The following is a 14,052-nucleotide window of genomic DNA, read 5'->3' as shown; positions in this document are numbered from 1 at the left end:
GACGTTCCCTACGGCAATTCCGCGAACAGCGCGGACAACAGCTTGCGCTCGGCGGCGTGGATGTGCTCGGAGAACGTCGCCGACGTGATCCCGAGTTCCGCGGCGACGTCCTCGCCCGTCGTCTCCCGCGGCCAGTCGTAGTACCCGGCCTCGAAGGCGGTCTGGATGACTTCTCGCTGTCTTTCTGTCAGTTCAGACGTGAGTAGCTGTTGGTACGTTGACCGGCTGAACATCGGGGTGACGCCGTCCTTCTCTCGTTTCCCCGTGAGTTCAGCGTTCGGATGTTTCGCGAGAAAGGCGTCGATGATCGCTCTGGAGTCGTACTGCGGTGGGATCTCCACGACGATTCGCCCCTCTCCGTTCTCACCGCGAACGGTCCGCGGGAGCGCGCCGAGTTCGGCGAGGTGGTACGCCGGGCAGTCACCGGAGACGGTGAACTCGAAGAGGCCCCCGCTCTCGTAGTCACAGAGTAACGTCGTGTCGACCGATCCGTGCGCCGTCGAGAGGGCGTCGACCCGCTGCGGATCCGCGTCGATCACGTTGAAAAACTCCGAGTACCGACCGTCGCCGCGAGAGAGCATCTCCACGAGTTCGACCGTACAGTTCTCGGATTCGGAGACGCCGACGAAGGGATATTTCGAATCGCGTAGCGTGAACTCGACCTCGTGGATCGACGAGTCTCGTTCACGGGGGACTTTTTCGGACATCGGCCATCCCGTGAAGGTACCCGCCAATCGATAATGAACCTTTGCTAGGAGGGACGCTGAGGGCGATTCTTGACGCGCGCTGGCGGCGGATTGCGACGTGTTACGCCGACCAGTCCCTTTCACCGGCGCGAACGACGGCATCGAGCCAGTTCTCTTCGGGCGGCAGGGGACAGGAAAACGCGTCGCTGAACGCACAGAACGGGGTGTACGCGAGGTTGAAGTCGATGACGACGGTCTCGCCGCCTTCGAGTTCATCCTCCGGGTGCAGTTCGAGATACCGGCCGCCGCGGTACGTTTGCTGCCCAGTCGTCTTATCGCGGAACGGGACGAAAACCGCCTCCTCACCGTCTTCGGGGCGCTGTTTGTAGCCGTGGAGTCGGTGCCGCTCGTCGGCGAGTTCGAACTCGAACGTGACGATGCGAACGTATCTGACCTCATCGCCCGTGTTCGTCTCCATCGGAACCGGTTCCGGATCCTCGTGACGCGTCACCGTCGTCTCGACGCGGTACGCTGGAGCCGGTTCGAAGTAGTCCAGTCCGTCGAACCCGTCGCGGGCCTCCGGGGGCACAGGCGACTGCGGGTGCGAGCCGAAGAAATCGTCTTTCTCCTCGCGGTTCGCACGGAGCGTCTCGACGTAGTCGGCGTCGGTCATACCCGTACATTCCGCGCCGCACCGTAACGTCTGACGGTTCGATGCCGCGGACCGGGTCGAGACGGCGGGGAGGGAAGCAACCGTCTCCGTTCACGCGGCGCGTACGCTACCAAGTCCCTCGCGTCACCGGTGCTCGGCGTTTCGACCGTCCCGCTGGTACCCGTGGCCGACGAGGAGGGCGACGACGTTCGCCGCGAAGAGCGTGAGAAACACGGTCGGCTCGCTCCCGTCGAGGCCGCCGAGGAGCAGCGGCACGTACAGAAACGGGAGGGCGACCGCCGACCAGAACGCGACGAAGCGGAGGGGGACGGCGAGTGATTCTATCGATGGACGGACGGCTGACGGATCCGAAAGCCGCTCGCGTGCGCGGGCCACGCGTTCGGAGCCGAAGGGATCGTGTGAGTTAGACATGCGGGGACACTCCGTACCAGCGTTACGGTGGTATCCCCCATATAGCCGCCCGAGCGTTCCCGTCGATTTAAGCCCGTTTACGACCTCGAAAGGCGGTTAGAGAGGTGTTTACGACGCCAGGAGATCGATCGATACCGTTTATCCGGGGCGCTAACGCTTTTTCGCGGGAAAATATAAACTACGTGAAATTATTTCGGGAATAGGCACGGTACCGCGACCGCCCGTGGCGACGCGTGACGTGCTCGCAAGCGTCGAAGCGGGGCTCAGTCACGCGGCTTTTTGTGGCTCGGGGATAAGTCCCCAACGTCTATGACAGACGACGACGTCCCGACGGCGCGGTCGGTCGACAGCAACCTCTTTATCACCGTATCGGGGCCGCCCGGATGCGGTGCGACGACGCTCTGTGAGGGACTGTCGGCGGCGCTCGACTGCGGCTACGTCTCCGGCGGCGACATCTTCCGCGAACTCGCCGACGAGCGTGATATGTCGCTGTCACAGCTCATCGCGAAGACCGATGAGACCGACGAGATCGACCGCGCGCTGGATCGTCGCCTCCGGACGATCGCGGAGCAGTGGGGCGCGGCGAACAAGCCGTTCGTCCTCGAGTCCCGACTGGCCGGGTGGCTCGCTGGCAACCGTGCGGATCTCCGGATCTGGCTCGACGCGCCCGATGAGGTCCGCGTCGATCGGACGCGCGACCGAGAGGAGATGGAGGCCGAGATGCGCGTCCGCGAGGTCAGCGAGGCCGGTCGGTACAAGTCGTACTACGGGGTCGACGTCTCCGATCAGTCCTTCTACGATCTCTCGGTCAACACCGCGCGCTGGAGCCCCTCGGCGACGCTGGAGATGGTCCTCACGGCCATCGAGGAGTACGATCCCGAGGTCGACGAGGGCGCGTTCCGGACCAAAGACATCGAACTCTGAGTTAGGGAGTCTCGATACGCTCTCGACGCTCGCCGTCTGTCTCGCGCTACGGTCGCGACACCAGCTTCCGGAGCCGCGGCACTTCCGCGCGGATCGCCCGCCGTTTCAAGAGCAGGAAGCCGACGAAGATGACGACGAAGCCGACTCCCGTGTAGACGGTCGGCACTTCATCGAGGACCGCCCAGCCCGCGAGCGCCGCAAAGATCGGGGCGACGTAGGAGACGAGGTTGATTTCGATCGCGCCCAACCGATCGAGCAGATCGAAGTAGATGAGGAAGCCGAGCGCGCTCGCGACGACCGAGAGGTACGCGAGCGCCGCAAGCGACTCGATCGTCCAGACGACGTCGGCCATCGACTCGCCCATCCCGAGGCTCACCCCGTGCATAATGAGCGCGCCCCCGATCATCGACCACGCCTCCATCGTCTCGATCGGGAGGTCGGCGTCGACGCGGCGGGTCAGCACCGAGCCGAGCGCGAACGCGGCTGCCGCACCGAAGATCAGGAGCTTCGCGACGGCACCGCCCGTCAGGAGGTTGTTCGGATCGGGGTTCGACAGGACGACGACGCCCACCAATCCGAGGAGTAGGCCGACAATACCGACCGCGGTGAGGCGTTCCCGGGGGAGAAACAGCCGGGCGAACCCGCTCGTCAACACGGGGCTGAGGCTCACGATGACGGCCGCCGCCGCAGACGTGACGGCTGGGTCGGTCTCGCCGATGAAGAGCAGCGTGTGATAGCCCGCGATGAGCAGCGTCGCGCCGATGCCGACGACCGTCCACTGCTCGCGGGTCCGGGGGAGGGGTCGATCGGTGACGTAGAACGCGTACGCGAGCATCAACACGCCAGCGACGTCGTAGCGGAGCGCGGCGAAGAGAACCGGCGGGATGTAGTCGAGTCCGGCCTTGATGGCCATAAAGGCGGAACCCCACGCCGCGGCGAGCAGGGCGAATAAGATGAGGTTTCGATACCGGGTCACAGCGAAACTGTCGCGGCGGTCGCCCTCAACGTTTCGTTCCGTCGACGCGTTCGCGGATCGCCATCCTGTCGGCCGCACATCCGTGGCCGCGTTCGGACGGTCGCGGGTCGCTACCGCTCATCTGGCAGCCCGCCAGCCGCTACCGCTCATCCGGCAGCCCGCCAGCCGCTACCGCTCATTCGACCTTTGGTTCCGGCGATTCACCGGACGCCCGCCGCTCGTCTCGGATCGCTCGAATGACGTCCTGGCGGGCGACGATTCCCACGAGTTTCCCGTCCTCGACGACCGGCAACCGGTTGATGTCGCGCTCCTCGTCGGCGAGGAGATCCAGAATCTCGTCTATCGTCGTATCGGGTCCGACGGTCACGACGTCCGCCGTCATCACTTCACGGATCGGTTTGTTCGTGTTCCGCAGGAGGTCGATTCCCAGATCCAGATCATCCCACGAGATATCGACGGCGTAGGTGAGCGTCTCCAGAAACGGCGGGAACCCGACCGGGATCCACAGCGTCCGGTCTTTCGTCTGAAACAGGCCCACGAGGTCGTGCTGGGTGACGATGCCGACGACTCTCTCCTCCTCGTCGACGACGGGGTAGCCGTTGAAATCCGCGCGGGCGAGTCGGCCGAGGACCTCGCTCACGTCGTCTTCGGCCGAAACGGTTTCGACGTCGGTCGTCATCAGATCGCGCGCCGCCAACGGTTGGTTCCGGGACATACGCGGTAGTTTGTCGTCGGACGGGCTAATTATTGCGGCGGGGAGAACCGAGACTGAGATATCTTTATGAACGCCCGCAAATTAGCGATGGTATGGCCGCTCACGGCCGTTCCACCCTCCGTGACCTGTTCGACGATTCGCCGACGCCGCACATCGCGCACCCGCCGCGCACCCACCACCGACACTTCTACGTCGCGACCGACGGGTCGTATCGCCGAAACGGCGCGGACGGCGGTCTCGGGGTCGTCATCGAGGCCCGCGACGGAACTCGCGTCGCGCGGCTCTCGCTTCCCGACGCCGCCCCGAACAACAACGTCGCAGAGTACCGCGCGCTCCACCTCGGTCTCGACGTGTTGGCCGCGCGGGCACCGAAGCACGCGCGCGTCGGCGTCCTCGTCGATCACGACGCCCTCGCGGCAGCGGTGAACGGCGAGGTGCTAGTCGACGCGAGCGGCGACACCGGCTGGCGACCGGGCGACGGCCCGCGGGTCCCGTCCGGAAGCGAGTCGCACTGGCGCGGCATCCGCGCGCGCATCGCTGGCTTCGGTGAGCTCCGGGCCGCGCGGATCGACAGCCGGGATAACCCCGCTCATCCCCTCGCGAACGCGCCGGAGGCGTACGCCCACGTGAACCGCAGCCTGGACCGCTGCGTCCTCCCCGCCCAGATCGATCCGATCGACGACGGCACCGACGGGAGGACCGCCGCTTTCGGAGAGCGCACTGAAAACGCCGATCCGCAGTTCCCGCCGCCGTCTCGATTCGAGGGACGTGCGAGCGATTAACTGCGATCGGCCTCTGACTGTCCGCGAATTGGCACATAAGAACCGACAGCGAGTGAGGCGGACTAGCCTTGCGCGTCGACGACGGCGACGCCCGCGAGGTTGACGATGTCTTTCACCTCGTCGCCGCGCTGGAGGACGTGCACGGGCTTGTCCATCCCGACGAGCATCGGACCGATGGCCTCCGCGCCGCCGAGGCGCTGGAGGAGCTTGTAGCCGATGTTCCCCGCTTCGAGGTTCGGGAAGACGAGGACGTTCGCGGGCTCGTCGAGCTGTGAGAACTCGTAGGTGCCCTCAAGGATATCGTCGACGACGGCGGTGTCCGCCTGCATCTCGCCGTCGACGGGGAAGTCGACCTCGCTATCGCCGTGGAGTTCCGAGACCGCCTCACGGATCTTCCGCGTGCCCGCGTTGTCGACGCTGCCGAAGTTCGAGTACGACAGCATCGCCGCGCGCGGTTCGACGTTGAACCGCCGAGCGAGGTCGGCGGTGTGCTTGGTGATTTCCGCGAGCACGTCGGCGTCGGGATCGAGGTTGACCGTCGTGTCGGCGGCGAAGATGACGCGGTTCTTGAACGTCAGGAGGTAGACCCCGGCCGCGTACTCGGCTTCGGGCGCGGTACCGATGATCGAAAGCGGCGGCCGAAGCGCCGAGGGGTAGTGATGCGTCAGCCCCGTGAGCATCGCGTCGGCGTCGCCCTGTTCGACCATCACGCTGGCGAAGTAGTTGCTGTCGCCGCGGATCAGCTCGTGAGCCTCGTTCTTCGTGACGCCCTCGCGCTGGCGGAGTTCGTAGAGGCGATCGGCGTAGTGGTCCCAGTCGCCGCTGCGCGGATCGACGATCTCGGGGTCGAAATCCAAACCGAGGCCGTCCGCGGTCCGCTCGATCCTGTCCGCGTTTCCGACGAGGATGGGCTCTGCGATCCCCTGCTCGCGCATCTGGTAGGCCGCGCGGATGATCTTCTCGTCGCCGCCCTCCGCGAGCGCGACGCGCTTGGGATCGGACTTCGCCTTGTTGAGGACGACGCGCATCATCTCGCGGGACTTCCCGAGGCGCGCTTCCAGCCGTTCCTCGTAGGCGTCGAGATCGACTTCCGTCCGCGCGGAACCGGAGTCCATCGCGGCCTTCGCGACCGCGGGCGCGACCGTGAACAGCACGCGCGGGTCGAGCGGCTTCGGGATGACGTAGTCGGGGCCGAACTGCAGCGGTTGGTCGCCGTAGGCCTTCACGACGGCGTCGGGGACGTCCTGCCGCGCGAGGTCCGCGAGCGCTTTCGCCGCGGCGCGCTTCATCTCCTCGTTGATCTCCGTCGCGCGCACGTCGAGCGCGCCGCGGAAGATGAACGGGAACCCGAGGACGTTGTTCACCTGGTTCGGGTAATCGGAGCGCCCCGTCGCCATGATGACCATATCGTCGCGGGCGGCCTTCGCGTCCTCGTATTTGATCTCGGGGTCCGGGTTCGCCATCGCGAAGACGATCGGGTTCTCCGCCATCGACGCGACCATCTCCGGAGAGACGATTCCGCCGACGGAGAGGCCGACAAACACGTCCGCGCCCTCCAGCGCGTCTTCGAGCGTGTCGTCGTCGGTGTCGGCGGCGAACTCCAGTTTGAACTCGTTGAGGTCGTCTCGGTCGGTGCCGATGACGCCCGAGGAGTCGCACATCACGATGTTGTCGCGGTCGACGCCCAATGTAGTGTAGAAGCGCGCGGTCGCGATCGCGGACGCGCCCGCGCCGGAGAAGACGACGTTCAGGTCGGCGAGGTCCTTCTCGACCACGTCGGCGGCGTTCAAAAGCGCCGCGCCGGAGATGATCGCCGTGCCGTGCTGATCGTCGTGGAAGACCGGGATATCGACCTCTTCGCGAAGTCGCGACTCGATTTCGAAGCACTCCGGCGCTTTGATGTCTTCGAGGTTGATGCCGCCGAAGGTCGGCTCCATCGCGCGAACGGTGTCGACGATCTCGTCGGGGTCCTCCAGATCGAGTTCGATGTCGAAGACATCGATGTCGGCGAAGCGCTTGAACAGGACGCCCTTGCCCTCCATCACCGGTTTCGACGCCTGCGCGCCGATGTTCCCGAGGCCGAGCACGGCGCTGCCGTTCGAGACGACGCCGACGAGGTTCCCCTTCGCCGTGTACTCGTACGCACGCGCGGGGTCGGCGTCGATGTCGCGACACGGCGCGGCGACGCCCGGCGAGTACGCCAGCGAAAGGTCGCGCTGGGTGTTCGTCGGCTTCGTCGTCGAAATTTCGATCTTCCCGGGCGGCTCCTCGCGGTGATACTCTCTCGCGTCGTCGTCCAGTCCCATAGCGGCGGCGATGATACCGGCACAAAAAAAGCTATCTGTCGAATGGTGATTCGACAGACGACGAACTACAACTCGAATACGAGTTCTCGACGGCGTCAGAGGCGTCCCTGCGCCGGTTCTGACATCCCTCCCGCAGCGCCCGTTCGAACAGTTGGCTGTTCCCGTCTCCCGCCGTCTTTGATGGCGGCCGGGACGCTCCGAAAGAGCGATTCAAGTAGCTTCGCTCCCGACGTGCGCGTATGGATGCGCGTCTCCGACGGTTCGTCGGCGTTTCCGCCGCGCTCACGGGTATCTTGATGGTACTCGGCGTGTACACCGCCTCGACGGGAGCGGGATTGACCTGCGCCGGTCGATGGCCCTTCTGTGACGGCTATCTCGGGCTGTTCCCGGCGAACTGGAGCAGTTTCGTCGAGTGGTTCCACCGACTCGTCGCGATGATCACCGGTTTCGTCGTCCTGGGAACGACGGTTCTGGCGTGGCGGCAGGGCGCGGACCGCCGCGTTCGCCTGGCGCTGGCGGGGGCGACGATCCTTCTCCCCTCCCAGATCATCCTCGGGGCGCTCACGGTGACGACCTACCAGTGGGCCATTCTCTTAGCGCACTTCGGGACGGCCTCGATCATCTTCACGGGCGTCGCGCTGGCGTCCGCGTGGGCGTACGAACCCGCGACAGACGCCGCGGCGCGGGATCGGATACGAGGCTCGCTCGCGGCCGCGTCGGGGTTACTCCCGATCTTACTCGTCCTGACGCCGCACACCTTCGTCACCTTCGGGCCGACCGTCCAGGCGGTGTATTACTCACTCGGCCTCGCCGCCTACACCGCGCTCTTGGCGGCGGCGGTGTGGGCCGCTCCGGCGGGTGTGGGAGTGACGTCCCGACCGCTCCGCCGCCTGAGCGCGGCGGCCGCGCTCGTGGTCATCTCGCTGTTGGTCATCGGACGGCTCGTGTACGGCGGCACGCTGCAGTACGTCTCCGTCGGCGGGACGCTCCTCGCACTCGGACTCGTCGCCGCGGCGTGGTACGTCGCACGAATCCGCGGCGGCGCGACCGACGCACGTGCGATTTCCGGGAGCGACTGACCGTTCGGGTGCGATCGATTGAGGGTGACCAATCGAGAGGGACTGCCACTCGGATCGACCACGAACGCGATCGGAATATCGCAGCAGGAACGGTCGAAACGGGGTGAGACGGGTGAACAGACGTGTGCCGAAACGACACGTTGTTATATGGTTCTCTATTACGAGACGATGTTATGGACAGACGGACCTACGTGAAGACCGGCGCGGGCGTCCTCGCTGGCGGTCTCCTCGCCGGATGTACCGGCGGCGGGTCTGGCGGACAGGAATCGACGACCGAAGCGGACGGCGATTCGGGTTCGGACTCGACGCAGACCGACGCGGCGACCACGGAATCGGTCGTCCCCTCGAACGTCGTCATCGGTTCGGACATCCCGTACCGGCCGTTCGAGTACGAGACGACCTCGGGCGAACTCACCGGTTTCGACGTGGACATCGCGGCAGCGGTCTTCGAAGACCAGCTCGGCGTCGACTACGAGTTCAAGGCGACCAGTTTCGACTCGATCATCCCCTCGCTCAACAACAACAACTTCCGGATCATCATGTCCGCGATGACGATCAACGACGAGCGAGCAGAGCAGGTCGACTTCTCGGATCCGTACTTCACGGCCTATCAGACGGTTATCGTCCGCGACGACGGCGAGATCACGTCGAAAGCGGATCTGCAGGGGCACCCCGTCGGCGTCCAGAAGGGGACCACCGGTGCGACCGCCGCCGAGGAGCTCCAGACGGAGTTCGACGGCGACCTCGATATCAAGAGCTACGACCAGATCTCCGGGGCGTTCCAGGCGCTCATCAACGGACAGGTCGACGCGATCATCAACGACAACACCGTCAACGCGGAGTTCGCGAACGACCGCGACGACGTCGTCTTCCTCGAGGGGGACGGCGCGGCCGCCGAGAGCGACCAAGAAGCGCCGCCGTACCTCACGCTCACGGTCGAGAACTACGGTATCGCCTTCCGACAGGACGACGACGAGTTCCGCGAGCGCGTCAACGAGGCGCTCGCGGCGATCAGAGAAGACGGCACGTACGACGAGATCTACTCGGAGTACTTCTCCGGATAACGCGCGCAGAACGCTACCCACCTCGCCCCAACAATGGCTGATTCATACTCGGGCGCATCACCCGAAGCCAACGCCGCTGCCGACGGGTTCTTCGACGATCAGACGCTGAAGTATCTCGGCGTCGGGCTGTCGGGTCTGTTCGCACTCGGTATCGTCCTCTTACTCCTGTACATCCTGACGTCACAGGTCAACTACGGCCTGATCCCGACGATCTTACCGCAGTTCATCAGGGCTTACGGACTGGTGCTCGGCATCGTCGTCACGAGCAGCGTGCTGTCGGTGACGTCCGGGATCTTCGTCGGCCTCGCACGCGTCTCGAAGACGGCGATCACGAGCGGTATCTCGGCGGCGTACGTCCAGTTCTTCCGCGGGACCCCGCTGCTCTTTCAGATCTTCGTCGTCTACTTCGGCATTCCGACGCTGTGGCCCGGGACGTTTCCGATCTCCGATTGGGGGATCCCGACGGCGATCATCGCACTGACGCTCAACCACGCGGCATACGTCGGCGAGGCAGTCCGAGGGGGTATCGGCGCGGTTCACGAGGGCCAGATGGAAGCCGCCCGCTCGCTCGGGATGGGCTACGTGCAGGCGATGCGCGAGGTCGTCATCCCGCAGGCGTGGCGCAACGCGCTCGCGGCGGTCGGGAACGATCAGATCATTCTCGTGAAGGACACCTCGCTGCTGACTGTCATCGCCGTCCCCGAACTCATCCAGCAGTTCCGCAGCGTCAACAGCGCGACGTTCGATCCGTGGACGCCGCTGGTGCTCGTCGCGATCGCGTACCTGTCGATCACGATTCCGATGGGGCGGCTCGTCGAATATCTCGAAGCTCGTTCGGACTGGGGCGGTGATTCACGATGACCGACGACACCGACGGACCGAGCCGTGACGGCGCACCGACCGATAGCAGCGAACGCGTGCTGCTCGAATTCGAGCACGTTGACAAGTACTTCGGGGAGACGCACGTCCTGAAAGACGTCTCCCTCGACGTCGATGACGGCGAAGTGTGCGTCGTCGTCGGCCCCTCCGGTTCGGGGAAGTCGACGCTGCTTCGCTGTGCCAATCGCTTAGAGGAGATCCAAAACGGCGAGATCAGACTGGACGGTCGCTCGATCTCTGACCCCGACGCCGACATCAACCGCCTCCGCCAGCGCATCGGGATGGTGTTTCAGTCGTTCAACCTCTTCCCGCACAAGACCGCGCTCGAAAACGTGACGCTTGCACCGCGGAAAGTCCGGGGCATTCCGGAGGCGAAGGCCCGACAGCGCGCGGAGGAACTCCTCGCGGACGTCGGGTTGCTCGATCAGGCCGACTCCTATCCGAATCAGCTCTCCGGCGGGCAACAGCAGCGCGTCGCCATCGCCCGCGCACTCGCGATGGACCCGAAAGTGATGCTCTTCGACGAAGTGACGAGCGCGCTCGATCCCGAACTCGTGGGCGAGGTGCTCGAAGTGATGCGCGAGCTCGCGGCCGACGGGATGACGATGATGGTCGTCACCCACGAGATGGGCTTCGCCCGCGAGGTGGGCGACCGCATCGTGCTGATGGACGAGGGGCGGATCGTCGAAACCGGCGATCCCGAGTCGTTCTTCGAGCGTCCCGAGACCGACCGCGGCGAGCAGTTCCTCTCAAAGATCCTTTGAACCGGGAACTCGATTCCCGACAAAACACTTACCGAACCGCCGTGTAGCGTCGGCCGTGACCAACGTCCCCGGTCTCGGATTCGTCGTTATCCTCGCGGCGATCGGACTCTTCCTCGCCCTCCCGGTCCTCGCCGCCGTGAGCCTGCTCGTCGCCCGCGCGACCAGCGCGCGGATCGAATGGGCGCTGGTGGGGACCCACGCCGTCGCCCTCGTCGGTGGCGTCGGCGTCGCCGTCCTCAATCTCGGGACCGACCTCGACCTCGCCGCGGGTGTGATCGTCGGACTGCTTCGGACGACTGCGGTCGTCCTCGTGGCGGGCCTCTTCCTCGCGGTCGTCGTCGAGGGAATTCCGATCGCGGCCGGTGCGGCGGTGACGGTCGTCTTGCGAGAGGTCTCGTGGCCGCACGCGCTCCGCTGTGCGACCGCGGGCTACGCTCTCGGCGGGATCGGCGGCGCGCTCGCCGGAATCGCGCTCACCAGTGCACTCGAAGCCGCGGCGCTCGGCGCGTTGCTGGCCGCTCCGGGCGCGCTCGGAAGTGTCGCTCTCGACGCGGCAGCGTCTCGGTTCCTCCGCGGACGACTGACCGCGTAGTCGAACGAGGTCGACCGCGTGGTCGAATCGAGGATCACATAAAGTCCGACAGCCCGGCCTGCCCGTCGTCTTCGGCCGGGTCTTCGTCTCCTTCCGCGGCGTCCGACTCCGCGTCGCGGTCCAGCGCCTCCGAATCGAGCGTTTGCTGATCGCTTCGGCCGTCGTCGCCGTCCCGCTGATCGGTCAGACCACCGTCCTCGCCCGCCTCTTCGCCGTCTGTCTCCGCACCGTCTCCGTTCGCCCTCCTGTCGCGGCCGTCAGTTCCCTCTCGCTGGGCGAACGCCCCTCTGGCGTGGTCTTCCACCGCTTCGGATCGCAATTCGCTCGCGTCCTCGACGATCGACTGCACCTTGTTCGTCGTCTCGCCGCTGCCGGTGACGTAGGAGACGGCCGACGCGTCGAGGTCGTACCACGCGGCCATCGCGACGGTCAGTTCCCGGGGCTTGCAGTGGTGCGTCATCGCCGAGAGAAACGGCAGTACGTCCAGTCGCGCGGTCGCCATCGAGAAACCGCCGGACTCGGCGATCGAGCGCACGACCTCGTCGCGGGTCGCGTTTCGCGTCGAGCGATAGGGTGCGCCGCCGTATCGCGTCCACCCGCCGCGGGTTCGGTCCCGCGCGGCCGCGACCCCCCCGGCCAGGTTGTCGGTCGCGTAGCGCCACCAGCTGTAATCGAAGTCGGTCGCGTAGACGCGGCTCGTCCAGACGTCGGCGTTCGAGAGGAACTCGTAGGCGCGGGCGAGCTCCTCGCCCTCGTACACCAGCGGTACCTTGTCCTCGACCCATTTGAGCAGGTCGTCGGGCGTCTCGTCGACGTCGTAGGCGGTCCGAAGCGCCTCCTCCGCGGGTTTCTCTTTCAACACGGCATCGAGGAACTCGAAGAGGCCGACCGCGCGGTTTCTCGATCCCGTGGTCACGGCTTCGAGCGTGACGTTCGAGCGGCCTTCGGCGGTCGCTTGGAGGTCCTTCACCGCGGCGCGGAGGTCGCCGCTGTTGGCATCGGCGATCCGTTCGAGCGCCTCCTCGTCGAACTCGATTCCCTCCTTGCGGAGGATATCGCGAAGCACCGGGACGATCGATCGCGCGGAGACGTCGCGGAACTCGATCTCGCGGGCGGCGTTGCGCAGCCCGTTCGACATGTCGTAGTACTCGTTGGCGATGAGGACGATCGGCTGGTTCGCTTCCTTCAGGAGGCTCGTGACCGCGGCCTTACCGCCGCGGTCGTACTGGTAGTGGATGTTGTCGGCCTCGTCCATCACGACCAGTTGGCGACCGCCGCCTCCGCCGCCGAGAGAGCCCGCCAGCGTCGCGTTTCGGGACGCGCGACCCGCGAACCGCTCGATGGCGTCGGCGGTCCGCTCGTCGGAGGCGTTGAGCTCGACGACCTCCCAGCCCATATCGTTCGCCAGTGCGTGCGCCGCGGAGGTCTTGCCGACCCCCGGCGCGCCGTGGAGCACGACCGGCTCGCGGTGCTCGGACCACGTCTCCGCCCACTCTTTCAGGGCGTCGCGGGCCTTGTTGTTGCCGCGGACCTCCGAGAGGGTCGACGGGCGGTACCGTTCGGTCCAATCGGTCATTGTGGGGTGAAGGAGGGAGTCCCGTTTAGCTTCTGCGGGTCTCCGTTTGGCTTCTACGGGTCCCTTACCAGTTCGTTGGCTGTACTCGCATTTATTTAGCCTGAACGACAGTTTAACCCTCCGCGGAGCGAACTTCCAGTATGACCGACGACGACAGCGGAGTCGTGCTGGAGCGTGACGCGATCGACGAACTGCTCGGGACAGGCGGCGTCGGCGTGCTCGCGCTCGCTGACGAAAGCGACCCGTACGCGGTCCCGGTCTCCTACGGCTACGACGCCGACGAGGGGGCGCTATACCTCCGCCTCGGATTCGGAGAGGATTCCGAAAAGGAACGGTATCTCGCGCGCTCGGATCGGGCCGCCCTCGTGGTCACTGTCGAGGACAGTAAGGGGTGGGCGTCGGTCGTCGCCCGGGGACCGCTGTCGGAGGTCCCGGAAGCGACGATCGACGGAACGGTCGTCGAGGCGATCCGCTCGATCGACATCCCGTTCGTGACGATCTACGAGGAGCCGCCGCGCGAGTTGGACTACCAACTCTATCGACTCCGCCCGGACGAACTCACCGGACGGCGCGAAAAGCCGCGCGTCGGAATCGAGTGAGGCGTCTTTGACAGAGCACTGAAAGC

The 14,052-nt window shown here is 65.7% G+C and carries 15 protein-coding genes; 8 read left to right on the top strand and 7 right to left on the bottom strand.

Translation table 11 applies throughout. The features are described from left to right. Nucleotides 1–8: 8 nt before the first annotated feature. The 3 genes from FJT57_RS08310 to FJT57_RS08300 form a co-directional block, all read right to left on the bottom strand. The gene (locus FJT57_RS08310; RefSeq protein ID WP_144904040.1) at nucleotides 9–707 is read right to left on the bottom strand and encodes a helix-turn-helix domain-containing protein; all 699 of its coding nucleotides are present in this window, start codon (nucleotides 705–707) and stop codon (nucleotides 9–11) included. A gap of 100 nt (nucleotides 708–807) precedes the next feature. Beyond that, on the bottom strand, nucleotides 808–1,359 hold the full coding sequence (locus FJT57_RS08305) for a DUF1684 domain-containing protein (RefSeq protein ID WP_144904038.1): 552 nt from the start codon (nucleotides 1,357–1,359) through the stop codon (nucleotides 808–810). Nucleotides 1,360–1,482: 123 nt separating this feature from the next. Continuing rightward, nucleotides 1,483–1,770 (bottom strand): hypothetical protein, encoded by a 288-nt coding sequence (locus tag FJT57_RS08300; RefSeq protein WP_144904036.1) that lies wholly within the window; start codon nucleotides 1,768–1,770, stop codon nucleotides 1,483–1,485. A 309-nt stretch (nucleotides 1,771–2,079) separates the two neighbouring features. On the opposite strand from FJT57_RS08300, the gene cmk reads away from it, so the two are divergent. Then, the gene (gene cmk / locus FJT57_RS08295; RefSeq protein WP_144904034.1) at nucleotides 2,080–2,694 is read left to right on the top strand and encodes a (d)CMP kinase; all 615 of its coding nucleotides are present in this window, start codon (nucleotides 2,080–2,082) and stop codon (nucleotides 2,692–2,694) included. 46 nt (nucleotides 2,695–2,740) lie between these two features. Here the strand turns inward: cmk and FJT57_RS08290 are convergent, their stop codons facing one another. Continuing rightward, nucleotides 2,741–3,670, bottom strand: coding sequence for a DMT family transporter (locus FJT57_RS08290; RefSeq protein WP_144904032.1), 930 nt, complete (start codon nucleotides 3,668–3,670; stop codon nucleotides 2,741–2,743). Nucleotides 3,671–3,845: 175 nt separating this feature from the next. After that, nucleotides 3,846–4,385 carry a CBS domain-containing protein gene (locus FJT57_RS08285; protein WP_238993946.1) on the bottom strand — a complete coding sequence of 180 codons (540 nt, stop codon included), beginning with the start codon at nucleotides 4,383–4,385 and terminating at the stop codon, nucleotides 3,846–3,848. Nucleotides 4,386–4,477: 92 nt separating this feature from the next. On the opposite strand from FJT57_RS08285, the gene FJT57_RS08280 reads away from it, so the two are divergent. Continuing rightward, on the top strand, nucleotides 4,478–5,167 hold the full coding sequence (locus FJT57_RS08280) for a reverse transcriptase-like protein (RefSeq protein WP_144904029.1): 690 nt from the start codon (nucleotides 4,478–4,480) through the stop codon (nucleotides 5,165–5,167). 62 nt (nucleotides 5,168–5,229) lie between these two features. Here the strand turns inward: FJT57_RS08280 and FJT57_RS08275 are convergent, their stop codons facing one another. Further along, nucleotides 5,230–7,473 carry an NADP-dependent malic enzyme gene (locus FJT57_RS08275; protein ID WP_144904027.1) on the bottom strand — a complete coding sequence of 748 codons (2,244 nt, stop codon included), beginning with the start codon at nucleotides 7,471–7,473 and terminating at the stop codon, nucleotides 5,230–5,232. Nucleotides 7,474–7,712: 239 nt separating this feature from the next. Between FJT57_RS08275 and FJT57_RS08270 the strand changes: the two genes are divergently transcribed. The 5 genes from FJT57_RS08270 to FJT57_RS08250 all read left to right on the top strand — a co-directional run bounded on the left by FJT57_RS08270 (nucleotide 7,713) and on the right by FJT57_RS08250 (nucleotide 11,851). Next, on the top strand, nucleotides 7,713–8,552 hold the full coding sequence (locus FJT57_RS08270) for a COX15/CtaA family protein (RefSeq protein ID WP_144904025.1): 840 nt from the start codon (nucleotides 7,713–7,715) through the stop codon (nucleotides 8,550–8,552). A gap of 173 nt (nucleotides 8,553–8,725) precedes the next feature. Then, nucleotides 8,726–9,616: a basic amino acid ABC transporter substrate-binding protein gene (locus tag FJT57_RS08265; protein ID WP_144904024.1), complete on the top strand. Its 891-nt coding sequence runs from the start codon at nucleotides 8,726–8,728 to the stop codon at nucleotides 9,614–9,616. 33 nt (nucleotides 9,617–9,649) lie between these two features. Then, entirely contained in the window at nucleotides 9,650–10,477 is an 828-nt protein-coding gene (locus FJT57_RS08260) for an amino acid ABC transporter permease (protein ID WP_144904022.1), read from the top strand. Further along, nucleotides 10,474–11,259 carry an amino acid ABC transporter ATP-binding protein gene (locus tag FJT57_RS08255; RefSeq protein WP_144904020.1) on the top strand — a complete coding sequence of 262 codons (786 nt, stop codon included), beginning with the start codon at nucleotides 10,474–10,476 and terminating at the stop codon, nucleotides 11,257–11,259. The genes FJT57_RS08260 and FJT57_RS08255 overlap by 4 nt, the downstream gene beginning before the upstream one ends. Nucleotides 11,260–11,314: 55 nt before the next feature. Next, entirely contained in the window at nucleotides 11,315–11,851 is a 537-nt protein-coding gene (locus tag FJT57_RS08250) for a hypothetical protein (RefSeq protein ID WP_144904018.1), read from the top strand. A gap of 34 nt (nucleotides 11,852–11,885) precedes the next feature. Here FJT57_RS08250 and FJT57_RS08245 read toward each other — a convergent pair whose 3' ends face one another. Further along, on the bottom strand, nucleotides 11,886–13,427 hold the full coding sequence (locus tag FJT57_RS08245; RefSeq protein WP_144904016.1) for a replication factor C large subunit: 1,542 nt from the start codon (nucleotides 13,425–13,427) through the stop codon (nucleotides 11,886–11,888). 140 nt (nucleotides 13,428–13,567) lie between these two features. Here FJT57_RS08245 and FJT57_RS08240 point away from each other — a divergent pair, with 140 nt between their 5' ends. After that, complete coding sequence (locus FJT57_RS08240; RefSeq protein ID WP_144904014.1) at nucleotides 13,568–14,026, top strand: pyridoxamine 5'-phosphate oxidase family protein; 459 nt, start codon at nucleotides 13,568–13,570, stop codon at nucleotides 14,024–14,026. Nucleotides 14,027–14,052 lie beyond the last annotated feature (26 nt).

The organism is Halobellus captivus, assembly GCF_007655485.1.
Lineage (GTDB): Archaea > Halobacteriota > Halobacteria > Halobacteriales > Haloferacaceae > Haloquadratum > Haloquadratum captivum.
Note: the sequence above shows the minus strand (reverse complement) of the source record. Positions and strands in the feature narration are given on the sequence as shown.

Coding starts and splice junctions, on each gene's coding strand:
- FJT57_RS08300 (WP_144904036.1), bottom strand. CDS start 1,770: ATGTCTAACTCACACGATCCCTTCGGCTCCGAACGCGTGGCCCGCGCA.
- FJT57_RS08310 (WP_144904040.1), bottom strand. CDS start 707: ATGTCCGAAAAAGTCCCCCGTGAACGAGACTCGTCGATCCACGAGGTC.
- FJT57_RS08255 (WP_144904020.1), top strand. CDS start 10,474: ATGACCGACGACACCGACGGACCGAGCCGTGACGGCGCACCGACCGAT.
- FJT57_RS08270 (WP_144904025.1), top strand. CDS start 7,713: ATGGATGCGCGTCTCCGACGGTTCGTCGGCGTTTCCGCCGCGCTCACG.
- FJT57_RS08305 (WP_144904038.1), bottom strand. CDS start 1,359: ATGACCGACGCCGACTACGTCGAGACGCTCCGTGCGAACCGCGAGGAG.
- FJT57_RS08285 (WP_238993946.1), bottom strand. CDS start 4,385: ATGTCCCGGAACCAACCGTTGGCGGCGCGCGATCTGATGACGACCGAC.
- cmk (WP_144904034.1), top strand. CDS start 2,080: ATGACAGACGACGACGTCCCGACGGCGCGGTCGGTCGACAGCAACCTC.
- FJT57_RS08245 (WP_144904016.1), bottom strand. CDS start 13,427: ATGACCGATTGGACCGAACGGTACCGCCCGTCGACCCTCTCGGAGGTC.
- FJT57_RS08265 (WP_144904024.1), top strand. CDS start 8,726: ATGGACAGACGGACCTACGTGAAGACCGGCGCGGGCGTCCTCGCTGGC.
- FJT57_RS08260 (WP_144904022.1), top strand. CDS start 9,650: ATGGCTGATTCATACTCGGGCGCATCACCCGAAGCCAACGCCGCTGCC.
- FJT57_RS08280 (WP_144904029.1), top strand. CDS start 4,478: ATGGCCGCTCACGGCCGTTCCACCCTCCGTGACCTGTTCGACGATTCG.
- FJT57_RS08275 (WP_144904027.1), bottom strand. CDS start 7,473: ATGGGACTGGACGACGACGCGAGAGAGTATCACCGCGAGGAGCCGCCC.
- FJT57_RS08240 (WP_144904014.1), top strand. CDS start 13,568: ATGACCGACGACGACAGCGGAGTCGTGCTGGAGCGTGACGCGATCGAC.